The organism is Streptomyces sp. NPDC049813, assembly GCF_044465085.1.
Classification (GTDB): domain Bacteria; phylum Actinomycetota; class Actinomycetes; order Streptomycetales; family Streptomycetaceae; genus Streptomyces.
Map to the genome: position 1 here is coordinate 414,004 of NZ_JBITLI010000002.1, position 23,543 is coordinate 437,546.

Here is a 23,543-nt window from a genome sequence, read left to right on the forward strand (position 1 = left end):
CCCAGGCTGACGCCCTGCCCCGAGGATTCCGTGGGACTGGTGGTCACCGGTCGACGCCTCCCATCACGGGGTCGATGGACGCGACGGCGACGATGACGTCGGCGACCTGGCCGCCCTCGCACATCGCCGCCATCGCCTGCAGGTTGGTGAAGGACGGGTCGCGGAAGTGGACCCGGGAGGGGCGGGTGCCGCCGTCGGAGACGACGTGCACGCCCAGCTCGCCCTTGGGCGACTCCACGGCGGTGTACGCCTGTCCCGGCGGGACGCGGAAGCCCTCGGTCACCAGCTTGAAGTGGTGGATGAGGGCCTCCATGGAGGTGCCCATGATGTTCTTGATGTGGTCGAGCGAGTTGCCGAGCCCGTCCGGTCCGAGGGCCAGCTGGGCGGGCCAGGCGATCTTCTTGTCGCCGACCATCACCGGGCCGGGGGCGAGCCGGTCCAGGCACTGCTCGACGATGTGCAGCGACTGGCGCATCTCCTCCAGGCGGATCAGGAAGCGCCCGTAGGAGTCGCAGGTGTCGGCGGTCGGGACCTCGAAGTCGTAGGTCTCGTAGCCGCAGTACGGGTCCGTCTTGCGCAGGTCGTGCGGGAGTCCCGCGGAGCGCAGGATCGGGCCGGTGGCGCCGAGGGCCATGCAGCCCGCGAGGTCGAGGTGGCCGACGTCCTGCATGCGGGCCTTGAAGATGGGGTTCCCGGTGGCGAGCTTGTCGTACTCGGGGAGGTTCTTCTTCATCTTCTTCACGAACTCGCGGAGCTGGTCCACCGCGCCGGGCGGCAGGTCCTGGGCGAGTCCGCCGGGCCGGACGTACGCGTGGTTCATGCGCAGGCCGGTGATGAGCTCGTAGAGGTCGAGAATGAGTTCACGATCACGGAAGCCGTAGATCATGATCGTGGTCGCGCCGAGCTCCATGCCGCCGGTGGCGATGCAGACCAGGTGCGAGGACATCCGGTTCAGCTCCATGAGCAGGACCCGGATGACGCTCGCGCGGTCGGGGATCGCGTCCTCGATGCCGAGGAGCTTCTCGACGGCCAGGCAGTACGCCGTCTCGTTGAAGAACGGCGTCAGGTAGTCCATGCGCGTCACGAAGGTGGTGCCCTGCGTCCACGTGCGGTACTCGAGGTTCTTCTCGATGCCCGTGTGCAGGTAGCCGATGCCGCAGCGGGCCTCGGTCACCGTCTCGCCGTCGATCTCCAGGATCAGCCGCAGCACGCCGTGCGTGGACGGGTGCTGGGGGCCCATGTTGACGATGATGCGTTCGTCGTCGGACTTGACGGCGGACTGGACGACTTCGTCCCAGTCGCCGCCGGTGACCGTGTAGACGGTCCCTTCGGTGGTCGCGCGCGCCGACGAGAATTGTTCCTGCGCGTGGGGAGTGGTCATCAGCTGTACGACCTCCGCTGGTCGGGAGCCGGGATCTGGGCGCCCTTGTACTCGACGGGGATGCCGCCGAGCGGGTAGTCCTTGCGCTGCGGGAAGCCCTGCCAGTCGTCCGGCATCATGATCCGCGTCAGCGCGGGGTGGCCGTCGAAGACGATGCCGAAGAAGTCGTACGCCTCGCGCTCGTGCCAGTCGTTGGTCGGGTAGACGGCGACCAGGGACGGGACGTGCGGGTCCGCGTCGGGCGCGGAGACCTCGAGCCGGATCAGCCGGCCGTGGGTGAGCGAGCGCAGGTGGTAGACGGCGTGCAGCTCCCGGCCCTTGTCGCCGGGGTAGTGGACGCCGCTCACCCCCGTGCACAGCTCGAAGCGCAGGGCCGGGTCGTCGCGCAGGGTCTGTGCGACGCGGACCAGGTGCTCGCGTGCGACGTGGAAGGTGAGTTCGCCGCGGTCGACGACCGTCTTGTCGATGGCGTTGGCGGGGACGAGACCCTGTTCCTCCAGGGCGCCCTCCAGCTCGTCGGCGACCTCGTCGAAGTAGCCGCCGTAGGGGCGGGCGCTCTCGCCGGGGAGGCGGACCGAGCGGACGAGGCCGCCGTACCCGGAGGTGTCACCGCCGTTGTTCGCGCCGAACATGCCGCGCTGGACGCGGATCTCCTCGCCCTGGTCGCCGCGCTGCCCTGGGAGGTTGGCGGCCTCCAGGTCCTTCTCGGGATTGACCCCGTCGTTCTGCGCGTCACTCACCGCAGCAGCCCCTTCATCTCGATCGTCGGGAGCGCCTTGAGCGCCGCTTCCTCCGCCTCGCGGGCCGCCTCCTCGGCGTTCACGCCGAGCTTGGACGACTGGATCTTCTGGTGGAGCTTGAGGATCGCGTCCATCAGCATCTCGGGCCGGGGCGGGCAGCCGGGCAGGTAGATGTCGACCGGGACGACGTGGTCGACGCCCTGCACGATCGCGTAGTTGTTGAACATCCCGCCGGACGAGGCGCAGACCCCCATGGAGATGACCCACTTGGGGTTGGGCATCTGGTCGTAGACCTGGCGCAGGACGGGGGCCATCTTCTGGCTCACCCGGCCCGCGACGATCATCAGGTCCGCCTGGCGGGGCGAGCCGCGGAACACCTCCATGCCGAACCGCGCCAGGTCGTAGCGGCCCGCGCCCGTCGTCATCATCTCGATGGCGCAGCAGGCGAGCCCGAACGTGGCGGGAAAGACGGACGACTTGCGCACCCACCCCGCGGCCTGTTCGACGGTGCTCAGGATGAATCCGCTCGGCAGCTTTTCTTCGAGTCCCATTGGTCTGTGGCTCCCGGTCCTCCCCTATACGGGGCTCAGTCCCATTCCAGGCCGCCGCGCCGCCATACGTACGCGTACGCGACGAAGACGGTGAGCACGAAGAGCAGCATCTCCACGAGCCCGAAAACGCCCAGGGCGTCGAAGGTGACGGCCCAGGGATAGAGGAAGACGATCTCGATGTCGAAGACGATGAAGAGCATCGCCGTCAGGTAGTACTTGATGGGGAAGCGCCCGCCACCGGCCGGCGTCGGGGTCGGCTCGATCCCGCACTCATAAGCCTCTAGCTTGGCCCGGTTGTACCGCTTTGGACCGATAAGCGTGGCCATGACCACGGAGAAGATCGCAAAGCCTGCCCCGAGGGCTCCCAGTACGAGGATGGGCGCATACGCGTTCACCGCTCCTCGCTCCTCTCAGTCGGCACTGACTGCATGGCGGTCACGGGCTCGCGCCCCGCTCCCCCGCAAACGGTCGAAGATCGCTTACATGTGAAGCAGGTCACAAGCCCAACTTGCCCCGCATCCTATGCCTGCTCCTCTGTGATCTGCGACACGGGGTGCGCCAACTAGTTTGTGATCTCCACCACCTGACGAAGGATCATGAAGTCGGATGAGCGGTGATCTTCACACTCGAAGCGCCTGAGTGATCACCAGTGGTGACAACTTGCCTCGTCACCGCTGGTCGGAGCCGTGTCGCACTATCAAGAGTCGGCATGTGCGGGCAAATTGGCGCTGGACGCGGGTGGCTGATAGTGGACGGCGTTCACACATCAGAGGGAGAGGTGTGGACGGAAGTGGACACCGGGGCATCCCCTAGGGGCTGGTTGTGACCTGTGTCACGCGGGACAGATCGCCACGGAAACCGGGCTTGGCCATCGGTGTCAACGAGTGGTAGGCGTCGGGCAATTCGGACGTATTGCGAAAACAGCGTGATCACAGCCCCGAGCCTCGCTGTCCGTATTGCCCGTTACGGCGTCAATAAGGGCCGTCACGCCCCGGATTCACGCCGCGGCTTCACAACTGTGGCGCACCACACGTTTCTTGAAGGGAACCGTGAAGCCCTGATAGCGGTTGTACTCATGTCCCACACCGCTCACATACCCAGCCACCGGAAGCCCCGTCGCAGCGCCTCGAAGATGGCCCTGCGCGCCGGAGTCACCGGTGGCGTTCTCAGCACCCTCGCCGTGGCTGGTGCGTCCGGTGCGGCGAACGCTGCCGAGCCCGTGACGCAGACCATCGAACTGCCCACGCTCACCACCGACCTGTCCTCCCAGGTGGCCCGCTCCGCGGACGCCACCCAGCAGGCCGCGGCCAACTACCAGCTGCAGGCCGAGCGCGACGACGCGTTCGCCAAGGCCGCCGACCAGGCCAAGAAGGACCAGGCCGCCGCCGAGAAGAAGGCGGAGGCCAAGAAGAAGGCCGAGGCCGCCGCCAAGGAGAAGGCCGAGCGCGAGGCCGCCCAGCAGGCCGCCTCCCGCTCCAGCGAGCGCACGACGCTGTCCGCCGCCTCCTCTTCCTCCTCCTCCGCCGCCCCCACGACCGCGGCAGCCCCGGCCAGCGGCTCCGTCGGCGCCGTCATCAGCTTCCTGCAGGTGCAGGTCGGCGACGCGTACGTGATGGGCGGCACGGGCCCCAACTCGTGGGACTGCTCCGGCCTCGTCCAGGCCGCCTTCAAGCAGGCCGGCGTGGACCTGCCGCGCACCTCCCAGGAGCAGTCGACCTTCGGCACCTCGGTCTCGCTCTCCAACCTCGCGGTCGGCGACATCCTGTACTGGGGCGGCGCGGGCTCGGCGTACCACGTCGGTGTCTACATCGGCAACGGCCAGTACCTGGACGCCGCCAACCCCTCGAAGGGCGTCGTCATCCAGGACCTCTCCGGCTACCCGGCGAGCGGTGCCGTGCGCGCCCTCTAGCGCGCACGTACGGACGACGAAGGCCGCCGCACCCCGGACGGGGTGGGGCGGCCTTTGTGCGTGGCCTGTGCGGCCTGTGTGCGTGGCCCCTTGGTGCGGGGCCGGTGCGCGTCGCGGGCGCGGGGCCCGAGCGCGTCGCCGGCGCGTGGCCTCAGGCGGCGCGTCCGGCGGCCCTGCGGCGCATCACGAGGACGATCGCGGCGCCGAGCCCCAGCACGGCGACGGCGAGGCCGCCGACGACCAGGACGCCGCCCGCGCCGGTGAGCGCGAGCCCGCCGCCCGAGCCGGAACCCTGAGCGCCGGAATCGCCGCCGGACGAACCGGAGTTACCGGACGTACCAGCGGAACCGGAACTACCGGACGAATCGCCGCTCGCGCTCGGGGAGGGGCTCGCCGAGGAGCCGCCGTCGGAGGAACCGCCCGCGGACTGCTCGTCGTCGGTACCGTTGAGGACGATCCACGCGATGTTGTTGGCCTGCTCGGGCTCGTTCGGGTTCTCCCAGGCGGGCAGCGCGACCTTCGCCCTGGCGTCGCGCACCACCTTGTCGATACGCAGCTCGAAGGGGAACGTCAGCTTCGCGTCCTCCAGGAGCGGGGTGTCCACCCAGCACCGGTAGCCCTTCACACCCTTGTCGAGTGTGGTGGAGTTGCAACGGTCCGGTGCCTGCGTGACCTTCGCGCCCTCGGGCACCTCGACCGTGAAGACGATCGGCTCGCCGCCGGAGCGCAGGGCGCTGAGCCAGCCGGGCCCGTCGTTGCGGAAGCCGAGCTCAGCCGTCACCGTGTCGCCGGCCGCGCCCTTCGCGGCGGCGCCGGTCAGGACCAGGTCGTAGGTGTTGGTGCTGGGCAGGTCCAGCTCGGCGTAGCGGGTGTAGTCGGCCGGTGCCGTGCCCGTGGCCTCCTGCAGTGTCAGGGGCGCGCCGGTGCCGGGGGTGTAGCCGTCCCCGTCGAGCAGGGCCTTCGCCTTGGCCGGGGTGACCGCGGAGAAGCCGTAGTTCACGATGTCGTAGAGCGCGAAGTCGGCGGTCTTCACCTTCAGCGGCTCGGCGAGGGCGTAGGCCGTGCCCGCCTGGTAGGTGCCGGGGAAGGTGCAGATCGCGTCCGTGCCCTGGCGCAGCAGCGGGCCGTCAGTGGTCGCCTTGTAGGCGCAGTTGCCGTAGCTGTCGGGGAAGCTCAGGCCGCGCGAGCCGTGGAAGCGCAGGACCGCGCCCTCGGCCGCCATGCCGCCCACGTTGCGGAAGCCGACCGGTGCGTCGTACGTCTGTCCGGCCTCGAACCCCTTCGGCTCGGTCAGCTCGTGGCCGCGGAACTCGGGGCCGCCCACCAGGACGTCGATGGTCAGCGGGGTGAAGTCGACGCCCTCGCCCTCACCGGTCACCTTGATGGAGCCGAAGTCGCCCGCCGCGCTCTCGGCGTTCAGGTCGAGGCGGATGCCGCCGAGCCGGTTGTAGTCCTCGCCCGCGTTGATCTCGCTGCCCGTGCACTCGGCGGTCAGGCCGCTCTTGTCGCAGGGGAGCTTCACCGCGGCGACGCCCTTGAGCCCAGTGGCGTCGATCTTGATCGTGTAGTCGCCCCGGTGGACGACGGGGATCACGCCGTCGTCGCCCGGCTCGTCGCTGCCCGGGGCCGCGAGGCGCAGGGTGACCTGGGGCTCGGACGAGTCGCCGTCGTCACCCTGGAGGGACAGGTCGACCCGGTTCTCGCCGGTGATGGCCACGGTCAGCGGAGCGCCGCCGGCGGCCGACGCGGGCGAGGCGGCCGCGAGCCCACCACCGGACAGGGACACGGCCGCGGCGAGCCCGAGGGCCGCGCGGAGGGCGGAGCGGCGCATGTGACGTCTCATCAACGCTTCCTCATCGGAGTCGAAAGGGTGTGCCGGTGCACGGCACACCCTCTTTCGACTCCGCGAGCGGGCCGACCGTTGCCCACGCGCGCGTCACAGGAGCATCACAGCTGCGCGGTCGACCCTGCGCGCTCAGCCCTGCGGTCAGCCCTGCGGGGTCAGCTCCCCCATCGCGCCCCAGCCCTCGTTCGGGATGTCGGCGTTGATGATCTCCGGGGTGGTGGCGATGAGCGGGGCCATGGTCGCGAGGCCGGCCTTGAAGTGGTCCGAGGCGACGTGCACGGCACCCGCGTCGGCGTCGCGGAAGCCCTCCAGCAGGACGAACTGGTTCGGGTCCTCGACACCGCGCGACCAGTCGAAGAAGAGGTTGCCCTCCTCGGCGCGGGTCGCCTCGGTGAACGCGGCGGTCTTCTTCAGCCAGGTCTCGGCGTGCTCGGGGCGGGCGGTGAACTTCACAGCGATGAAAATCATGCCTCCACCCTGCCCTGAGCCACCGGGGGCGGGCCACACCAGGGGCCCGCGTCACGACCCGTGTCAGGGCGGGGTCAGGCCTTCGGGGCCACCTTGCTGAGGCCGTTGATGATGCGGTCCATCGCGTCGCCGCCCGTCGGGTCCGTGAGGTTCGCCAGCATCTTCAGGGTGAACTTCATCAGGATCGGGTGCGTCAGGCCGCGCTGCGTCGCGATCTTCATGATCTTCGGGTTGCCGATGATCTTCACGAAGGCGCGGCCCAGCGTGTAGTAGCCGCCGTAGGTCTCCTTGAGCGTCTTCGGGTAGTTCTGCAGGGCCAGTTCGCGCTGGGCGGGGGTGGCGCGCGCGTGGGCCTGCACGATGACGTCGGCCGCGATCTGGCCGGACTCCATGGCGTACGCGATGCCTTCGCCGTTGAACGGGTTGACCAGGCCGCCCGCGTCGCCGACGAGGAGCAGGCCCTTGGTGTAGTGCGGCTGGCGGTTGAAGGCCATGGGGAGCGCGGCGCCGCGGATCGGCATCGTCATGTTCTCCGGGGTGTAGCCCCAGTCCGCCGGCATCGAGGCGCACCACGCCTTGAGGACCTCGCGCCAGTCCAGCTCCTTGAACGCCTTGGAGGAGTTGAGGATGCCGAGCCCCACGTTCGACGTGCCGTCCCCCATGCCGAAGATCCACCCGTAGCCGGGCAGCAGCCGGTCCTCGCCCGGGCCGCGCCGGTCCCACAGCTCCAGCCAGGACTCCAGGTAGTCGTCGTCGTGGCGGGGCGAGGTGAAGTACGTGCGCACCGCGACGCCCATCGGCCGGTCCTCGCGCCGGTGCAGCCCCATCGCGAGCGACAGGCGCGTGGAGTTGCCGTCGGCGGCGACGACCAGCGGGGCGTGGAAGGTGACCTCGGTCTTCTCGTCGCCCAGCTTGGCGTGCACGCCGGTGATGCGGCCGGTGCGGTCGTCGACGATCGGCGCCCCGACGTTGCACCGCTCGTACAGGCGTGCGCCCGCCTTCTGCGCCTGGCGGGCGAGCTGTTCGTCGAAGTCGTCGCGCTTGCGGACCAGGCCGTAGTCCGGGTAGCTGGCCAGATCCGGCCAGTCCAGCTGGAGGCGGACGCCGCCGCCGATGATGCGCAGGCCCTTGTTGCGCAGCCAGCCCGCCTCCTCGGAGATGTCGATGCCCATGGAGACGAGCTGCTTGGTGGCGCGGGGCGTCAGACCGTCGCCGCAGACCTTCTCGCGCGGGAACGCGGTCTTCTCCAGGAGCAGGACGTCGAGCCCCGCCTTCGCGAGGTAGTAGGCGGTCGTCGAACCGGCAGGACCGGCTCCGACGACGATCACGTCTGCGCTGTATTCGGAGAGGGTCTTCGGTTCGGTCACGGCGGGTTCTCCCCGAGGCTCGAAAAGGGTGTGCCGTGCGGCACGGACATGGGCAGTCTATTCAGCGGCACCGATCACCCAGCCGAAGGGCCAGCCCATGAGTCGAGTCCTGCCCGCCGTGGATCTGCGCGTCCCCACCCACGAGGACGCCTTCGCCTGGCACCGGGCCTTCGACCACCCCGAGGTCATGGAGTTCCACGGAGGCGCCCCGGCCGAGCTGTCGGTGTACGAGGAGCTGACCGCGCGCCAGCGCCGGCACGACGCCGAGCGCGGCTTCTGCCTGTGGACCATGACCGACGGGTCAGGCCAGGTCATCGGGTTCACGGGCGCGCAGCCCTGGGAGCACCCGTGGGGCCCCACCGGCCAGATCGAGATCGGCTGGCGGCTCGGCCGCGCGGCCTGGGGCAAGGGGTACGCGACGGCCGCGGCGCTCGGCACGCTGGAGCGGGTCCGGGCCGCGGGCGTCACCAGCGTCGTCGCGATGGTCGACGCGCTCAACGAACGCTCGATCGCGGTGACCCGGCGGCTCGGCATGGAGCGCGAGGAGACGTTCGTGACGCCTTCGGGGCGGCAGGGACACTGTTTCCGGCTGGAGCTGTGACGGTCGCCGCGGGGCTCGGGGCCCGCCGGGGCGCGCGGGCTTCCGCTGGAACCGGCGCGCCGGGCGTGGGACTCTGGGAGTGAGGGGACGGGTGGCCCCGTCGCGCCCCGCACCCGTATCGCCCGGCGCCGCGCGGAGCTACCCTTCCGGTACCTCCTGGAGGTGGCCTCTGTGCACATACCACCCGAGAACCCACCGGAAGTACGGGTTCCGAAGCTGGTCGGTCTGATGGCGGTCGACGCGCGCGGCGCGGCCGAGGACCACGGCGTACGGCTCGCGGCTCCCGACCGGCCCGACTTCCCGCTGACGACGGTCGACTACGTGGTGCGCCAGTACCCGCCACCCGGCACCGAGGTCCCCCGGGACGCGACGGTCACCATCTGGTTCGACCTCGGCGAGGGCGGCGGGGGCGTGCGCGTGCCCCGCGAGCCGGGCCCGCGGGGCGGTGGCCTCCGCCGTGAACTGGACGAGCCCGCCGAACCCGCCGAGCCCGAACCGGCGGGACCCGCCGCGCCGTTCACTCCGTGTCCGTGAGCCGCCAGGAGTCGAGCCCCACCCGGTAGGTGCCGGACAGCTCGGGCCAGAGGTCCTCCTTGCCCGTCAGGAAGATCGTGTACTCGGTGCCGTCGGCGGCGATGTACGACTGGTCGATGCCGTGCACGGTCTGCCCGGCCTCGTTCTCGTACGTGTACTCCCACAGGGCGCCGGAGACGCCCTGGAAGGTATTGGTGTCCAGCAGGATGCGCCGGTAGTCCGTCTTCTTCTTGTCCTCCTTGAGGTGCTTCTCCATGGCGAGGAGGTTCTCGTGGGACGTGTAGTCGGCGTTCGGGATGACTCCGATGACGTACTTCTCCATGCCGGTGCTGCCCGCGTACGTGGTCTGGCTGCCGTTCGAGAGGTCGATGCGGTTCCAGGCGTCGGGGACGACGAAGGAGAAACCCTGCGGGTCGAAGACCTGGTGGTAGCCGGCCGGGACCTCGGGCGGGGCGGTGGGGGCGCCGGTGGCGCCGCCCGCGGAGGACGTCGCCGTCGGGGTGGGAGTCGACGCCGAGGTCGGCGTCGGGGCCTGTGAGCCGGCCGGACCCCGGCGGTCGGTCTGGCTCGTGGCCGGGCGGTCGTCGCCGCCGGCCGTCGTGCCGCCGCCGTCACCGTCGCCGTCGTCCTGGAGCAGCAGCACGCCGGCCGCCGCGCCGCCGCCGATCACGAACGCGCCCACGATGGTCCCCACCCAGATCCCCACGCCCCGCCTGCGCGAGGGCCCTTCGGCGGGCCGCGGGGCGAGCGGGAGGGTGCCGGGGTCGTACGGGTACGGGGTGTGTTCCGGGGTGTACGTGGTGGGGGCGGGGCCCAGCGGGGACGGGAGCGGGGCGGATGCCGGGGACGCGGTCGGCGTCGGGGCCGGGGTGGCGGTCTCCGTGGGGGTGTGCGCGGCCGGGGCCGGAGCCGGGGCCTTGGTCAGGTCGGGCCCGGCTGATCCGGAGAGCTCGGTGGGGGCGTGCGCCACCGCGTCGGCGGATTTCTTGGAGGTGGCGGGGGCGGCCGGGGTGCCGTGGCCGGTCGGGGTGGCGGGGTCGGTCGGGGTGGCGGGGTCGGTCGGGGTGGCGTGGCCGGTCGGGGTGGCGGGGTCGGTCGGGGTGCCGTGGCCGGTCGGGGTGGCGGGGTCGGTCGGGGTGGCGGGTCCACGCGGAGTGGCGGTCTCCGTGGGGGCTGCGGAGCCGGCCGCGTCGGAGTGGTCCGTCGGCGCGGCGGAGCCGGCCGGGTCGGAGTGATCCGTCGGGGCGTGCCCTGCCGCATCCGGGTCCGGGGGGCTCTCCGCGTCGGACGGGCCCGAGCCGGAGACCTCCGTCGGCGGGTGCCAGGCCGGGTCCGCGGTGTGCGCCGCCGGTTCCTGACCCGGCCCCGGCGGCACAGGGGTACCGGCGGCCGGCGTGGGGGCGTGGCCGGGCAGTGGGGGCAGGGGCGCCGACGGGGTCTGGTCGGGCATCCCAGGGTGCGAGGCCGGACCGGACATACCCGCCGCCGGGTCCCGGCCACCCGGCAGCTCCGGATGCGAGGCCGAACCGGACATGCCCGCCGCCGGAGCCCAGCCACCCGGCGTCCCAGGATGCGAGGCCGAACTGGACATGCCCGCCGCCGGAGCCCAGCCACCCGGCGTCCCAGGATGCGAGACCGAACCGGACATGCCCGCCGCCGGAGCCCAGCCACCCGGCGTCCCAGGATGCGAGGCCGAACTGGACATGCCCGCCGCCCGGTCCCGGCCACCCGACAGCTCCGGATGCGAGGCCGAACCGGACATGCCCGCCGCCGGAGCCCAGCCATCCGGCATCCCAGGATGCGAGCCCGGACCGGACATGCCCGTCGCCGGGTCCCAGCCACCCGGCGTCCCCGGGTACGGCGCCTGCCCCGGAATCCCCGGATACGGCACCGGGCCCGCCGCGGGGGCGATCCCCGCCAGCCGCATCAGGTGCGGCACCAGGAACCCGGCCCCGCCGATCCACAACAGCCCGAACAGCAGCGCGTCCGGCACGCTCAGGCCCAGCTCGATGCGGCCCGACCCGCTGCCAAAGAAGTCCAGGTCGCCCGCGAACTCCGCGCCGACGCCGCCGACCCCGGCGAGCAGCAGGAACAGGGCGAAGAACAGGCCAGCGGAGAGGAGTTGCTCGCGCCGGTCGGGCGAGCGCCGGGCCACCAGCACCCCCAGCGCGACCGCACAGACCAGGCCGACGGCAAGGGCGTAGACGAGCGCGCCCGAGCCGAGCTGGTCGCCGAGCCGGGACAGGCCGAACGTCTCCTTGTCGTACCCGCCGCCGCCGAACGACGACGAGCCCCGTCCCTCCGCCTCCAGCGGCGCGCCCCAGCACAGGCCGAGGACGGCGACGGCGAGGTTGGGCAGCAGCATCAGGAAGACGCCGAGCGCCGCCGCGTCCGAACCGTCGAAGTCGGACGAGTCGGCGAGGTCCGACGGGCTCGACCCGCCGTCGTCGCCGAAGAGGGCGAGCCCGATCCAGCCGAGGACGGCGGCGATCAGCAGCACCAGGGCCATGGCACGCACGGCGGTGCCGAAGGCCCGCACCGTCATGTGCAGCCCCGGCCGGGCCTGCGCGGCCTGCGCGACCCGGTACCGCAGGTCGTCGCCGAGCAGCACGCCCCCGGCCACCGCGAACGCGAGCAGCAGCGTCCACAGCAGGGTCAGGAACGGCGTCGTGGACAGCTCCGCCCCCTCGATGCCGGGCTGCCCGATCAGCGCCAGCACCAGCGTCGCTCCGGCCACCAACAGGGCGACCCGCACGGCCGCTTCGAGCCCCGCGCTCGTGCCGCCCGCCGCGCCGGGGGCGCCGGGGGCGGTCCGCGCGTACAGGCGCGTGCGCAACATCCGTACGCCGATGACGAGCGCCCCGATCCACACCACGGTCACCAGGAGCGGGATCACCGAGACCGACGCGGAGCCGGACGGGCCGGAGTCGAGGCCGCTCTCGAACGGCGAGCCGCCGGAGTTGCCGCCGGAGACCTCCAGGCCGCCGCCGAGACCCTGGAGCAGCACGGCGAGAGCGATGCGCAGCCGGTCCGCGAAGCCGACGACGACCTCGTCCGGTTCCTGCCCGTACGACGGGACGGAGAGGGCGGCCGCGGCGATCACGAGCATCCCGACCGGCCACAGCGCGGCCTGCGCCGCCCCGGCCCAGTCGCCGCGCAGCGCCCGCGCGAGGAACTGGCCCACGGCCGAGGGCTGAGCGGGGCCCGGGGCGTAGGCGGGAGGGGGCGGTGGTGCGGGGGTGCCGGCGACGGGGGGCTGCGCGGGGGCGGGCGGGAGCGCGGCCGGGGACCGTTCCCGCCCGCATCTCATGCAGAAGCGGGCCTCTTCAGGAGCCTCGGCTCCACAGTGCGGGCAGAACGACGGCATCGGGATGCTCCGTGATGATTCCGGGGACGAGCGGGTGACGCTCCGTCACCGGACGTCACCACGTAATCAACGGACTCATCTTTCCCGCGCCCCGGTTCCCGTCAACGGCAATGCCGGGAACGGGACTTACTTGATACCGCGGTGCAGCGCGACGATCCCGCCGGTGAGGTCGCGCCAGGCCACCTTCTGCCAGCCGGCGCCCTGGAGGCGGGCGGCCAGCTCGGGCTGGGCGGGCCAGGTGCGGATCGACTCGGCGAGGTAGACGTACGCGTCCGGGTTCGAGGAGACGGCGCGGGCGACCGGGGGCAGGGCCCGCATCAGGTACTCGGTGTAGACCGTGCGGAACGGGGTCCACGTCGGGTGGCTGAACTCGCAGATGACGACGCGGCCGCCCGGCTTGGTGACGCGGTACAGCTCGCGCAGCGCCTGGTCGGTGTCCTGGATGTTGCGCAGCCCGAAGGAGATCGTCACCGCGTCGAACGTGTCGTCCTTGAACGGCAGCTTCGTGCCGTCGCCCGCGGTGAACGGCATCCAGGGGTGGCGCCGCTTGCCGACGCGGAGCATGCCGAGCGAGAAGTCGCAGGGCACGACGTACGCGCCTGCCCGCGCGAAGGGCTGCGAGGAGGTGGCGGTGCCGGCGGCCAGGTCGAGGACCTTCTGCGCCGGGCGCGCGTCGACCGCCCGGGCGACGGCCTTGCGCCATGCGCGGGCCTGGCCGAGGGAGAGTACGTCGTTGGTGAGGTCGTACTTCTCCGCCACGTCGTCGAACATGGAGGCGACTTCGTGGGGTTGCTTGTCCAAGGATGCGCGGGTCACTTCGGCATTGTGTCAGGACGCCACCCCGCTCCGCGTGACCGGGACCCCTAGGAGTACGTCGTCCGCGGCTCCGGTGGGGCTTCTCGCGCCGTTCCCCGCGCCCCTAGGCGGTACGTCGTCCGCGGCACCGGTGGGGCGTCTCGCGCCGTTCCCCGCGCCCCTAGGCGGCACTTCGTCCGCGGCACCGGTGGGGCTTCTCGCGCCGTTCCCCGCGCCCCTGAGATGCGCACTTCGTGCGGCATCTCATCGGGGCGCCCCTGGGGCTGCGGCGAAGCCGCATGCTCCAGGGGCGCGGGGAACTGCGCGACCAGCCCCCACCGGGGGGATAGCCGAGGAACGGCCCATCAGGGGCGCGGGGAACTGCGCGACCAGCCACGGCGGTGGGGCAGTCGGAGGACCGGTTCGTGAGAGGCGCGGGGCGCGGGTCAGTGGGCCCGGTACAGGAGGCGGCCGGCGATCACCGTGGCGACGCAGGTCGAGGCCCCCTCGCGGACGAGCCCCGCCCGATCGGGCACGTCGAAGACGGCGAACCGGGCCGGCCCGCCCACCACGAGCCCGGGCAACAGGACCAACGGCCTCGGCGACAAGGACACCGGCCCCGCCAGCCCCTCGGGCCGCGCCCCGAAGACGAGCCCGGAGCGCCGCACCACCTCAAGGACGGGCCTGGCCCGCACCTCCCCGGCCAGCGCCACCGTCCCGTGCGCGAACAACCGCTGCACCCCGCGCCGCGCACTCGCCCCCAGCACCCCCGGATCGGCCCGGAAGATCTCCCGGGCCCGCGCCCCGCCGATCGGCACCGTGCCGTACGTGTCGGCCTCGCGCGGATCGGGGTGGTAGGTGTGCTCCAGGATCTCCGGCCCGTACGGGTTGAGGAGCCCGGGCGTGAGGATGCCGGGCCAGCGCCGCACCCGTACGTCCGGGTGGGCGGCGGCCAGCTCCTCGTACGGTCCGAGCGCCTTGACGCGCTCCCCGTCGACGAGGACGGACGTGTCGGCGGTGACGTGCAGGGTCAGCACAGCGGGGACCGGACCTAGTTGGTGGCGACGAGCTTCAGCTCGGGGTGGGCCGTCCCGCCGTCGATCGCGGTGGACGAGATGTGCGACATGACGCGCTCGTCGACCGGGTCGTTCGCCGGGTCGTCGTGCACGACGAGGTGCTCGTACGTGGTGGCGCGCTGCGCCGGGACGCGGCCCGCCTTGCGGATCAGCTCGATGATCTCCATGCGGTTGGAGCGGTGCTTGGCACCGGCCGAGGAGACGACGTTCTCCTCCAGCATGATCGAGCCGAGGTCGTCGGCGCCGTAGTGCAGGGACAGCTGGCCGACCTCCTTGCCCGTGGTCAGCCAGGAGCCCTGGATGTGCTGGACGTTGTCCAGGAAGATCCGGGCGATCGCGATCATCCGCAGGTACTCGAAGAGCGTGGCCTGCGTACGACCCTTGAGGTGGTTGTTCTCCGGCTGGTACGTGTACGGGATGAAGGCGCGGAAGCCGCCCGTGCGGTCCTGTACGTCGCGGATCATGCGCAGGTGCTCGATGCGCTCGGCGTTCGTCTCGCCGGTGCCCATGAGCATGGTGGAGGTGGACTCGACGCCCAGGTTGTGCGCGGCTTCCATGATCTCCAGCCAGCGCTCGCCGGACTCCTTCAGGGGGGCGATCGCCTTGCGCGGGCGCGCGGGCAGCAGCTCCGCGCCGGCCCCGGCGAACGAGTCGAGGCCCGCCGCGTGGATGCGCTGGATCGCCTCCTCCACCGACACCTTGGAGATCCGCGCCATGTGCTCGACCTCGCTCGCGCCCAGGCTGTGGATGACGAGCTGCGGGTACGCTTTCTTGATCGCGGAGAAGTGCTCCTCGTAGTACTCCACGCCGTAGTCCGGGTGGTGCCCGCCCTGGAACATGATCTGCGTGCCGCCCAGCTCGATCGTCTCCGCGCAGCGGCGCAGGATGTCGTCGAGGTCGCGGGACCAGCCCTTCTTGGTGTCCTTCGGGGCGGCGTAGAAGGCACAGAACTTGCACGCGGTCACGCACACGTTCGTGTAATTGATGTTCCGCTCGATGATGTACGTCGCGATGTGCTCGATGCCCGCGTACTTGCGGCGGCGGATCGCGTCGGCGGCGGCGCCCAGCGCGTGCAGCGGGGCGTCGCGGTAGAGGACGACGGCCTCCTCCGGGGTGATCCGCCCGCCGGCCGCGGCACGGTCGAGGACGGCGAGGATGGACTGCTGCGCGGCCTTCTCGGTCACCGGGCGTGCCCCTTTCGGAGGTTCTGAACAAAATCAGGGCGGACCGTCTCAGCGTACGTCAGGCCGCCAGGGCCCCCAGCAGAACCCCCGCGCAGGCCCCGACGAGCATGAACGGGCCGAACGGCAGCTCCGATCCGCGCGCCGCGCGCCGGGCCACGACGAGGACGCCCGCGTACAGGCCGTTGAGACAGATCCCCGCGAACGCCCCGACGAACAGCACCCCCCACCCGTACCAGCCGAGTGCCGCGCCCAGTCCGAGCGCCAGCTTCACGTCCCCGAAGCCGATGCCCGGCGGGTAGATGAGCAGCAGCACCAGATAGCCGCCGCCGAGGCCGGCCGCGCCGAGGAGCGCGCCGCGCCAGGAGCCGCCGGGTTCGGGCAGCGCGGCGGCCACGCCGAGGGCGAGCAGGGCGAGCCCGGCCAGCGACAGCGTGAGCACGTCCGGCAGCCGGTGCACGGCGAAGTCGACGGTGGCGAGCAGCACCCCGAGCGGCGCGAGCAGCAGCCAGGCGCCCAGCTCGGGCCGGGTGCCGGTGGCCGCGGCCAGCAGGGCGCAGACGAGGGCGGTCCCGCTCGCGAGGCCCGTCGTGCTCGGCCCGTACCGGGCCGGGCCGAGCCAGCCGCGGATCGGCCGCCCGGCGGGGTCCGCCGCCCGCCAGGGCTCGTCCGGCTCCACGGAGAGGCGGTACGCGGGTCGCGGCAGCAGGAGCCCGGCGGCCGCGCCCCACACCGCGGCGAGCAGGGCGAGCTCCGGCGGTGAGGGGCTCCAGGTCATCGCGGTACCCGCGCGAGGTCGGCCGTGGGGTTGCCCGCCTGCGGGTACCGCGAGCTGTACTTCAGGGCGTCGCCGTCGCGCGTGAGGCGCACGGTGTGGGTGCCCTGGGCGCAGGTGCCCGGGTTGTCCGGCGCGGCCGCGCCCTTGGCGACGAGGCTCTTGCCGTCGGCGGACGTCAGCGTCAGTACGTCGACGCAGCGGATGCCCAGCGGGTCGGTCGAGGTCACCGTGCCGACCCGGCGCCCCACGGCGGTCTGCTTCAGGTCGACCCGGAACGTGCCGAAGGGGATGCCCGCTTGTACGGCCGGCCCGTTCCACACGCCGAGGTAGAAGGAGGGCACGTCCGCCGCTCCGGGTGGCCCGGGGGCCGTGCCCGACGGCTGGGCCGGACCCGTGGGCGGGGCGGAGCCGTCGGGCGGCGCCGATCCCATGGGCGGGGCCGAGGTCGAGGGGCTCGCGTGGTCGGCGCCCGCTCCGGTGTGGGGCGAGTCGTCCGGCAGCATGTTCACGACGATCACCCCGCCGACCGTGACCGCCGCCAGCGCGCCGGCCACCGCGAGCGCCACCGAGCAGCTCAGCCTGCGCCCCCGCCCGTCGGCCGAGGCGGGCGCCGAGGCCGCCGACACCGAGACGGAGAAGCGGCCCGGCGGGGAGTCCTGGGGTTCCGGCTCCCGGGCGGCGGCGTCCCTGGCCGGGGCGGGCGGCAGCGGATGCCGTGGTGCGGCGGGGCGCGAGGCCGGTCCGGGCGGCACCGACTCCGCTGCCGGACCGGGCGGCGGCTCCGCCCCGGATCTGGACGCCGCAGCGGACGGCCACGACTCCGCCCCAGATCCGGGCGCCGCAGCGGACGGCCACGACTCCGCCCCGGACCCCGGTGCCGGAGTGGACGGTCGCGGCTCCGCCCCGGACCCCGACGCCGAAGCAGACGGCCACGACTCGGCCCCGGACTCCGACGCCGGAGTGGACCGCCACGACTCCGCCCCAGACCCCGGCGGAGTGGACGGCCGCGGCGGCGTGCCGGACCCCGGCGCCGCAGTGGACGGCCACGACTCCGCCCCAGACCCCGACGCCGAAGCAGACGGCCGCGGCGGTGTGCCGGACTCCGGGCCCGCCGTGTACTTGCCGTACCCGCCGTACGCCGCCCCGGGCCTCCCATATCCCTCGTGTCCCCCGGGCCCGCCGAACTCGCCGTACCCCGGGTCCGGTGGGCCGAAGACGCCCCCGGGTTCCGGGCTCCCGCCCACCGAGGGGCCGGCGAAGCCGACCGGGCCGGAGAGCGGCGCGGCACCCGGGGCGCCCTCCAGGTCGAGGAGTTGTACCGCGCTGCGGGAGACCTGTTCCACCAGGGCGCCGGGCAGCCAGCCCGCCGCGACGAGCCGGGCCGCCCCGTCGGGCGCGAGCCGCCGCGCCACCTCCCCGGGGGCGGGCCGCGCGGCCGGGTCCTTCACCAGGCAGGCCGCGGCGACCTCCCGTATGTCGCCGGTGAGAGCACCGAGTTCGGGCTCCTCGTGCACGACCTTGTAGAGCAGCGCGGCGGACGAGTCGCCCCGGAACGGGGACTCCCCCGTAGCCGCGTACACCAGGACCGCGCCGAGCGAGAACAAGTCCGCCGCGCCGGTGACCCCCTTGCCGAGGATCTGCTCGGGCGCCATGTAGCCGGGCGAGCCGATCGAGACACCGGTCGAGGTGAGCGAGGCGGTGTTGTCGGTGGCGCGGGCGATGCCGAAGTCGATGAGCCGCGGGCCGTCCACGGTCAGCAGCACGTTCGAGGGCTTCACGTCCCGGTGCACGAGCCCGAGCCCGTGCACCGCCGCCAGCGCCTCCGCGAGCCCCGCGCCCAGGACACGGACGGAGTGCTCGGGCAGCGGCCCGGGGCGCCCGGGACGCGTACCACCGTGAGGGGAGCCGGGGCCGCCGGTCCCCGAGCCGGGTTCCGAGGAGACGGGCCCTGGCCCTGGCCCCGCCGCCTGCGCCAGGGAGGGGCCCGCGACGTACCCCGTGGCGACCCACGGCACCCGCGCGTCGGGATCCGCGTCGAGCACCGGCGCGGTCCACGCCCCGCCGACCCGCCGCGCGGCGTCCACCTCGCGCCGGAACCGGGCCCGGAACTCCTCGTCCAGCGCGAAGTGCGGATGCACCACCTTCACGGCGACCGTCCGCCCCCCGGCGCTGCGGCCCAGGTACACCCGGCCCATGCCACCGTGTCCGAGCCGGCCGAGGAGCCGGTAGGGACCCACCGTCGCCGGATCGTCGGTCTCAAGCGGCTGCATCCCGTGAACCTCCCCCGAGCTCTCCCCCAGTACGCGCCGCACGCGCACTCAAGCACGCGCGTACGCGGCACTCGGCACACGCGGCGCGCGGCACTCCGGCACAGCAGCGTAGTGCCGCGGCCGGAATACCGTGTGTTCACGTTCCTTTCATACCGGGCCCGGTGAATTCCGCCCCGGCGTTCACCCGAATTCCGTGACGCCGACGCCGCCCGACGAATTCGGCGCGGGCCCGATACCGCGGCGAACAGGTCAGGCGGAGAGCAGTTCGACCGTCACGTCCGCGGGAAAGCCCGTGGTCGGGCCGGTGCGCCGCGCGAACTCCGTGACGCCTTCCAGCTGCGCCGGACCGAACCGGAAGTCCAGCGTGGTGAAGTACTCCTCCAGAACGGTCTCGTCGAAGGCCTCCCAGCGCGCCGCCTGCTCGGCCACCTTGGTGACCTCCTCCAGGGACACGTCCCGCGACCGCAGGAACGCCTCGTGCACCTGGCGCGTGATGACCGGCTCGCGCGCCACGTACTCCTTGCGCGCCGCCCACACGGCGAAGACGAACGGGAGCCCCGTCCACTCCTTCCACATGGCGCCCAGGTCGTGCACCTGGAGCCCGAGGCGCGGGGCGTCGTGCAGATTGGCCCGCAGCGCCGCGTCCCCGATCAGGACGGCCGCCTCCGCGTCCTGCATCATCAGGCCGAGGTCGGGCGGGCACGTGTAGTACTCCGGCTGTACGCCGATCCGCTCGGCCAGCAGCAGCTGCGCCAGCCTGACCGACGTACGGGACGTCGAACCGAGCGCCACGCGCCGCCCGTCGAGCTGGTCGAGGGGGAGCTGCGACACGATCACGCAGGACATGACGGGCCCGTCGCAGCCGACCGCCAGATCGGGGAACGCGACCAGCTGGTCCGCGGCCTTGAGGAATTCGACGAGGGTGATCGGGCCGATGTCCAGGTCGCCCTGGACCAGCCGCTCGCTGAGCTTCTCCGGGGTGTCCTTCGTGAGCTCGAAGTCGAGGAGCGAACCCGTCCTGGCGAGGCCCCAGTACAGGGGCATGCAGTTCAGGAACTGGATGTGGCCGACGCGCGGCCGGGTGCGCCGCGCCGCCTGAGGAGTCTCGGGAGAATTGTCCACATCGGTGAGGCTAGACCCCATGCGGTACGGTGCAGGCTCCGGGTTCGCACCTGCGCCGGCCGATCCACCCCGGTCGAGCCGCGCCCGTCAACCCCGCTCCGGGCCACCGTCAAACCTCCGGGTGACGTGATCTTGGCCCCTATTGCTTTCCGCTGCCTGCGTGCTAAGCTCGCCGCAAGTTGCAGTTTGGTTTCCCTTGCAGTACAGAGCCTGCGGAGCATGTAACCGCAGGCTCTCGTCGTATTCAGACTTTTGCAGTTGTTCGCAAGTGCATTTGCAGGTTCTGGAGCAGGGCGACCCTTTGGCCCATAGGAGGGCTTATGGCTACCGGAACCGTGAAGTGGTTCAACGCTGAAAAGGGCTTTGGCTTCATCGCCCAGGAAGGCGGCGGCCCGGACGTCTTCGTCCACTACTCGGCGATCAACGCGAACGGCTTCCGCTCCCTCGAGGAGAACCAGGCCGTGACCTTTGACGTCACGCAGGGTCCGAAGGGCCCGCAGGCGGAGAACGTCACCCCCGCCTGATCTCTCCTGATCGCGCGGCCCAGGGCCGTGTCCTGATCCGGAACCTAGCGCAGTACCCAAGGAGCCCCGCTCCCCGCCGGCCTTCGCCGGCCGGGTGAGACGGGGCTCCTGCCCTTGGGTGCCGGGGCCGCGTCACGCGTGCATACGGGCGTCCTTGAGGACCTTGTCCACCGCGTTGCGCGGGCCGTGGACCGCCAGGCCCACCAGGTCGAGCTCCGCGGCGGCCACCGCGCGTACCGCCGCCCTGTTGTCGGCGTCGTGGCCCGTGGCGAAGAGGTCCGCGGTGAAGACCGCCCTCGGCAGCGCCCGCCCCAGCGCCTTGGCGTGCGCCGCGGTCAGCACCTCCTTGCTCCCCTCGAAGACCAGCACCGGCTGCCGGAACATCGGCAGGTACGGGGTGTCGTCCGCGTCCGCGTACGGTTCCCCGATCAGCTCGGGGAGCCGCGTGCCGAGGCCGCTCACGAGGAACGCCGTCACGTTCAGCCGCTGCCAGGTCTCCAGGTCGTCCCGGAGCAGGACGGCGATCTTGGTGTCGAACCGTACGGGGCGCCGTCCGGCGTGGTCGGTGAGGGTCTCTGTGCTCATGCCCTGAGACTGCCGTCCGGGCCGCGACCCCGTCTTGTACGTTCTTTGCATGGCGGCCGACGGCGGACGGACCGAGGAGTCCGGAAGGCTCACGGGGTCCACGGGGTCCATGGAGCCCGAGGAGATCACCGCGTGGCGGCCCGCGGTGGCGGGCGTCGCGGAGGTCTTCCACGCCCACTTCACCCGGCACGCCTATCCGATGCACGTGCACGACACCTGGACGCTGCTGATCGTCGACGAGGGCGCCGTCCGCTACGACCTGGAGCGGAACGCGCACGGCACCCCGCTCGGCACGGTCTCCCTGCTGCCGCCCCAGGTGCCGCACAACGGTTCGGCAGCGACGCCGGCCGGGTTCCGCAAGCGGGTGCTGTACCTGGACGCCGGGGCCGGGCCGCTGGACGCGTCGTTCATCGGGCCCGCCGTGGACACGCCCGACCTGGCGGATCCGCTGCTGCGGCGGCGCATCAGCCAGCTGCACACGTCCCTCGCGCGGCCCGGCGACGAACTGGAGGCCGCCGCCCGGCTCACGCTGGTCGGCGAGCGGCTGCGCGAGCGGCTGCGGCCACGGCTCGCTCAGGCACCCCGGCCCGGCCCGGACCGGCGGGTGGCGAGCGCGCTGCGGGAGCTGCTCGACGCCCGGGTGGTGCGCGGGGTCGGACTGAGCGAGGCCGCGGAGCTGGTCCACGCGCATCCCGCGCACCTGGTCCGGTCGTTCGCGGCGGCGTACGGGATCGCGCCGCACCAGTACCTGATGGCCCGCCGGGTGGACCGCGCCCGCTCCCTGCTCCTGGCGGGCCGGCCCCCCGGCGAGGTGGCCACGGCCTGCGGCTTCTACGACCAGTCCCACCTGAGCCGCCACTTCAGAAAAGTGGTGGGCGCCCCACCGGCCCGCTACGCGAGAAGCCGCCACCCCGAACAAGCCCCTCCGGCGCCTGAGGAGCGGGGTCCGGGGCGGGGCCCCGTGAGCTCGGCGCCGGCGCCGCCCCGAACCAGCCCCTCCGGCGCTTGAGGAGCGGGGCCGGGGGCGGAGCCCCGTGAGCTCAGCGCCGGCGCCGCCCCACACATAAGTCCGGCCGCTTGAGGAGCGGGGTCCGGGGCGGAGCCCCGCGAGCTTGACACCAGCCCCGCCTCCCGGAGGGACTACGCCCGCTCCAGGATCGCCGTCACCCCCTGCCCGCCCGCCGCGCAGATGGAGATCAGCCCCCGCCCCGTCCCCCCTCGCTCGGCGAGCAGCTTCGCCAGGGTCGCCACGATCCGCGCCCCCGTCGCCGCGAACGGATGCCCCGTCGCCAGCGACGAGCCCGCCACGTTCAGCCGCTCCCGGTCGACCGGCGCCAGCCCCGCCTTCTCCCAGGCGGCCAGCGTCGCCAGCACCTGCGACGCGAACGCCTCATGCACCTCGACGAGGTCGAAGTCCGCCATCCCGAGCCCGGCCCGCTCCAGCATCCGCGGCACCGCGTGCGCGGGCGCCATCAGCAGCCCGTCCCCGCCGCCCCCGGTGACGTCCCCGCCCACGAAGTCGACGGCCGCCGTCTCGTACGCCGTCAGGTACGCCAGCGGTTCGAGCCCCCGCGCCCCGGCCCACTCCTCGCTCGCCAGCAGCACCACGGCGGCCCCGTCCGTCAGCGGCGTCGAGTTGCCCGCCGTCATCGTGGGGCGCGGGTCGTCGACGCCGAACACCGGCTTCAGCGTGGCGAGTTTGCCGACCGTCGAGCCGGGCCGCAGGTTCTGGTCGCGCTCCAGCCCCTGGTACGGGACGACGAGGTCGTCGAAGAACCCGCGGTCGTACGCCGCCGCGAGCCGCTGGTGGCTGGCGGCGGCGAGCGCGTCCTGGTCCTCGCGCGCGATGCCCCACTCGCGGGCGGTGACGGCCGCGTGCTCGCCCATCGACAGCCGGGTCCGCGGCTCGGCGTTGCGCGGGATGTCGGGGACGAGGTGCCCCGGCCTGATCCGGGCCAGCGCCCGCAGCCGGGCCCCCGCGGAGCCGGCGCGGCGGGCGGCGAGCAGGATCTTGCGCAGCTCGTCGTTGACACCGAGCGGGGCGTCGCTCGCCGTGTCCGCGCCGCCGGCGACCGCGCTGTCGGTCTGGCCGAGGGCGATCTTGTTGGCGGCGGCGATCACGGCCTGCAGGCCGGTGCCGCAGGCCTGCTGGATGTCGTACGCGGGCGTGCGCGCGTCCAGCATCGAGCCGAGCACGGTCTCCCGCGCGAGATTGAAGTCCCGGCTGTGCTTGAGGACCGCGCCGGCCACGAACTCACCGACCGCGCCCGGCTCGTGGAGCTTGAAGCGGCCGGCGAGGCCGTCCAGGGCCACGGTCAGCATCTCCTGGTTGGAGACCGTCGCGTAGGGGCCGTCGGAGCGCGCGAACGGGATGCGGCTGCCGCCGATGACGGCGACTCGGCGGGGCGGCGCCGGGGTTTTGGCGGGGCGTACCATCTCGACAACTCC

General features: G+C 72.6%; 21 protein-coding genes and 1 pseudogene. 5 read left to right on the top strand and 17 right to left on the bottom strand.

The genetic code is table 11. The annotated features are described in order from the left end of the window. Nucleotides 1–43 precede the first annotated feature (43 nt). Genes ACIBW6_RS05975 through ACIBW6_RS05990 form a run of 4 tightly spaced genes read right to left on the bottom strand, consistent with a single transcriptional unit; the run spans nucleotide 44 to nucleotide 3,067 of the window. A complete protein-coding gene (locus ACIBW6_RS05975) occupies nucleotides 44–1,381 on the bottom strand; it encodes an NADH-quinone oxidoreductase subunit D (RefSeq protein WP_399057080.1) in 1,338 nt (445 codons plus the stop codon). Next, nucleotides 1,381–2,121 (bottom strand): NADH-quinone oxidoreductase subunit C, encoded by a 741-nt coding sequence (locus tag ACIBW6_RS05980; RefSeq protein ID WP_399057082.1) that lies wholly within the window; start codon nucleotides 2,119–2,121, stop codon nucleotides 1,381–1,383. Before ACIBW6_RS05980 ends, ACIBW6_RS05975 begins: the two co-directional genes overlap by 1 nt. Beyond that, nucleotides 2,118–2,672: an NADH-quinone oxidoreductase subunit B family protein gene (locus ACIBW6_RS05985; RefSeq protein WP_356491345.1), complete on the bottom strand. Its 555-nt coding sequence runs from the start codon at nucleotides 2,670–2,672 to the stop codon at nucleotides 2,118–2,120. Before ACIBW6_RS05985 ends, ACIBW6_RS05980 begins: the two co-directional genes overlap by 4 nt. 35 nt (nucleotides 2,673–2,707) lie before the next feature. Further along, nucleotides 2,708–3,067: an NADH-quinone oxidoreductase subunit A gene (locus ACIBW6_RS05990; RefSeq protein ID WP_007383963.1), complete on the bottom strand. Its 360-nt coding sequence runs from the start codon at nucleotides 3,065–3,067 to the stop codon at nucleotides 2,708–2,710. 680 nt (nucleotides 3,068–3,747) lie between these two features. Between ACIBW6_RS05990 and ACIBW6_RS05995 the strand changes: the two genes are divergently transcribed. Beyond that, a complete protein-coding gene (locus tag ACIBW6_RS05995) occupies nucleotides 3,748–4,581 on the top strand; it encodes a C40 family peptidase (RefSeq protein WP_399057085.1) in 834 nt (277 codons plus the stop codon). 151 nt (nucleotides 4,582–4,732) lie between these two features. On the opposite strand, the gene ACIBW6_RS06000 is transcribed toward ACIBW6_RS05995, so the two are convergent. From ACIBW6_RS06000 to ACIBW6_RS06010, 3 genes are all read right to left on the bottom strand, one after another. Then, complete coding sequence (locus tag ACIBW6_RS06000) at nucleotides 4,733–6,424, bottom strand: hypothetical protein (RefSeq protein WP_399057087.1); 1,692 nt, start codon at nucleotides 6,422–6,424, stop codon at nucleotides 4,733–4,735. 144 nt (nucleotides 6,425–6,568) lie between these two features. Further along, a complete protein-coding gene (locus tag ACIBW6_RS06005; RefSeq protein ID WP_399057089.1) occupies nucleotides 6,569–6,895 on the bottom strand; it encodes a putative quinol monooxygenase in 327 nt (108 codons plus the stop codon). A gap of 74 nt (nucleotides 6,896–6,969) precedes the next feature. Further along, nucleotides 6,970–8,262, bottom strand: a complete 1,293-nt coding sequence (locus tag ACIBW6_RS06010) for a geranylgeranyl reductase family protein (protein ID WP_399057091.1) — start codon at nucleotides 8,260–8,262, stop codon at nucleotides 6,970–6,972. A gap of 97 nt (nucleotides 8,263–8,359) precedes the next feature. On the opposite strand from ACIBW6_RS06010, the gene ACIBW6_RS06015 reads away from it, so the two are divergent. Beyond that, on the top strand, nucleotides 8,360–8,863 hold the full coding sequence (locus ACIBW6_RS06015) for a GNAT family N-acetyltransferase (protein ID WP_399057093.1): 504 nt from the start codon (nucleotides 8,360–8,362) through the stop codon (nucleotides 8,861–8,863). A gap of 171 nt (nucleotides 8,864–9,034) precedes the next feature. Further along, nucleotides 9,035–9,397: a PASTA domain-containing protein gene (locus ACIBW6_RS06020; RefSeq protein WP_399057095.1), complete on the top strand. Its 363-nt coding sequence runs from the start codon at nucleotides 9,035–9,037 to the stop codon at nucleotides 9,395–9,397. Here the strand turns inward: ACIBW6_RS06020 and ACIBW6_RS06025 are convergent. From ACIBW6_RS06025 to ACIBW6_RS06060, 8 genes and pseudogenes are all read right to left on the bottom strand, one after another. Then, complete coding sequence (locus ACIBW6_RS06025) at nucleotides 9,381–12,581, bottom strand: hypothetical protein (protein WP_399057743.1); 3,201 nt, start codon at nucleotides 12,579–12,581, stop codon at nucleotides 9,381–9,383. The genes ACIBW6_RS06020 and ACIBW6_RS06025 overlap by 17 nt on opposite strands. 114 nt (nucleotides 12,582–12,695) lie before the next feature. Beyond that, nucleotides 12,696–12,764: pseudogene (locus ACIBW6_RS06030) on the bottom strand (zinc-ribbon domain-containing protein); the annotation flags it as partial. A gap of 126 nt (nucleotides 12,765–12,890) precedes the next feature. Continuing rightward, nucleotides 12,891–13,580, bottom strand: a complete 690-nt coding sequence (locus ACIBW6_RS06035; RefSeq protein WP_399057097.1) for a demethylmenaquinone methyltransferase — start codon at nucleotides 13,578–13,580, stop codon at nucleotides 12,891–12,893. Nucleotides 13,581–14,005: 425 nt separating this feature from the next. Next, a complete protein-coding gene (locus tag ACIBW6_RS06040; protein WP_399057099.1) occupies nucleotides 14,006–14,596 on the bottom strand; it encodes an imidazolonepropionase-like domain-containing protein in 591 nt (196 codons plus the stop codon). A gap of 14 nt (nucleotides 14,597–14,610) precedes the next feature. Continuing rightward, on the bottom strand, nucleotides 14,611–15,819 hold the full coding sequence (gene mqnC / locus ACIBW6_RS06045; RefSeq protein ID WP_399057101.1) for a cyclic dehypoxanthinyl futalosine synthase: 1,209 nt from the start codon (nucleotides 15,817–15,819) through the stop codon (nucleotides 14,611–14,613). 58 nt (nucleotides 15,820–15,877) lie between these two features. Continuing rightward, complete coding sequence (locus ACIBW6_RS06050) at nucleotides 15,878–16,594, bottom strand: prepilin peptidase (protein WP_399057103.1); 717 nt, start codon at nucleotides 16,592–16,594, stop codon at nucleotides 15,878–15,880. Next, a complete protein-coding gene (locus ACIBW6_RS06055) occupies nucleotides 16,591–18,864 on the bottom strand; it encodes a protein kinase (RefSeq protein WP_399057105.1) in 2,274 nt (757 codons plus the stop codon). The genes ACIBW6_RS06050 and ACIBW6_RS06055 overlap by 4 nt, the downstream gene beginning before the upstream one ends. A gap of 249 nt (nucleotides 18,865–19,113) precedes the next feature. Then, nucleotides 19,114–19,986 (bottom strand): menaquinone biosynthetic enzyme MqnA/MqnD family protein, encoded by an 873-nt coding sequence (locus tag ACIBW6_RS06060; protein WP_399057107.1) that lies wholly within the window; start codon nucleotides 19,984–19,986, stop codon nucleotides 19,114–19,116. Nucleotides 19,987–20,306: 320 nt separating this feature from the next. Between ACIBW6_RS06060 and ACIBW6_RS06065 the strand changes: the two genes are divergently transcribed. After that, nucleotides 20,307–20,510 carry a cold-shock protein gene (locus ACIBW6_RS06065; protein ID WP_003948780.1) on the top strand — a complete coding sequence of 68 codons (204 nt, stop codon included), beginning with the start codon at nucleotides 20,307–20,309 and terminating at the stop codon, nucleotides 20,508–20,510. Between the two features lie 132 nt (nucleotides 20,511–20,642). Here ACIBW6_RS06065 and ACIBW6_RS06070 read toward each other — a convergent pair whose 3' ends face one another. Next, the gene (locus ACIBW6_RS06070) at nucleotides 20,643–21,146 is read right to left on the bottom strand and encodes a DUF2000 family protein (protein ID WP_399057110.1); all 504 of its coding nucleotides are present in this window, start codon (nucleotides 21,144–21,146) and stop codon (nucleotides 20,643–20,645) included. 58 nt (nucleotides 21,147–21,204) lie between these two features. On the opposite strand from ACIBW6_RS06070, the gene ACIBW6_RS06075 reads away from it, so the two are divergent. Then, nucleotides 21,205–22,104 (top strand): helix-turn-helix domain-containing protein, encoded by a 900-nt coding sequence (locus tag ACIBW6_RS06075; RefSeq protein WP_399057693.1) that lies wholly within the window; start codon nucleotides 21,205–21,207, stop codon nucleotides 22,102–22,104. Nucleotides 22,105–22,235: 131 nt separating this feature from the next. On the opposite strand, the gene ACIBW6_RS06080 is transcribed toward ACIBW6_RS06075, so the two are convergent. After that, entirely contained in the window at nucleotides 22,236–23,531 is a 1,296-nt protein-coding gene (locus ACIBW6_RS06080) for an acetyl-CoA C-acetyltransferase (RefSeq protein ID WP_399057114.1), read from the bottom strand. Nucleotides 23,532–23,543: the final 12 nt, after the last annotated feature.

What these genes read in the sequence shown, in the direction of transcription:
- ACIBW6_RS05975 (WP_399057080.1), bottom strand. Translation starts at nt 1,381, where the DNA reads ATGACCACTCCCCACGCGCAGGAACAATTCTCGTCGGCGCGCGCGACC.
- ACIBW6_RS05985 (WP_356491345.1), bottom strand. Translation starts at nt 2,672, where the DNA reads ATGGGACTCGAAGAAAAGCTGCCGAGCGGATTCATCCTGAGCACCGTC.
- ACIBW6_RS05995 (WP_399057085.1), top strand. Translation starts at nt 3,748, where the DNA reads ATGTCCCACACCGCTCACATACCCAGCCACCGGAAGCCCCGTCGCAGC.
- ACIBW6_RS06000 (WP_399057087.1), bottom strand. Translation starts at nt 6,424, where the DNA reads ATGAGACGTCACATGCGCCGCTCCGCCCTCCGCGCGGCCCTCGGGCTC.
- ACIBW6_RS06005 (WP_399057089.1), bottom strand. Translation starts at nt 6,895, where the DNA reads ATGATTTTCATCGCTGTGAAGTTCACCGCCCGCCCCGAGCACGCCGAG.
- ACIBW6_RS06015 (WP_399057093.1), top strand. Translation starts at nt 8,360, where the DNA reads ATGAGTCGAGTCCTGCCCGCCGTGGATCTGCGCGTCCCCACCCACGAG.
- ACIBW6_RS06050 (WP_399057103.1), bottom strand. Translation starts at nt 16,594, where the DNA reads ATGACCTGGAGCCCCTCACCGCCGGAGCTCGCCCTGCTCGCCGCGGTG.
- ACIBW6_RS06055 (WP_399057105.1), bottom strand. Translation starts at nt 18,864, where the DNA reads ATGCAGCCGCTTGAGACCGACGATCCGGCGACGGTGGGTCCCTACCGG.
- ACIBW6_RS06065 (WP_003948780.1), top strand. Translation starts at nt 20,307, where the DNA reads ATGGCTACCGGAACCGTGAAGTGGTTCAACGCTGAAAAGGGCTTTGGC.
- ACIBW6_RS06070 (WP_399057110.1), bottom strand. Translation starts at nt 21,146, where the DNA reads ATGCAAAGAACGTACAAGACGGGGTCGCGGCCCGGACGGCAGTCTCAG.
- ACIBW6_RS06075 (WP_399057693.1), top strand. Translation starts at nt 21,205, where the DNA reads ATGGAGCCCGAGGAGATCACCGCGTGGCGGCCCGCGGTGGCGGGCGTC.
- ACIBW6_RS06080 (WP_399057114.1), bottom strand. Translation starts at nt 23,531, where the DNA reads ATGGTACGCCCCGCCAAAACCCCGGCGCCGCCCCGCCGAGTCGCCGTC.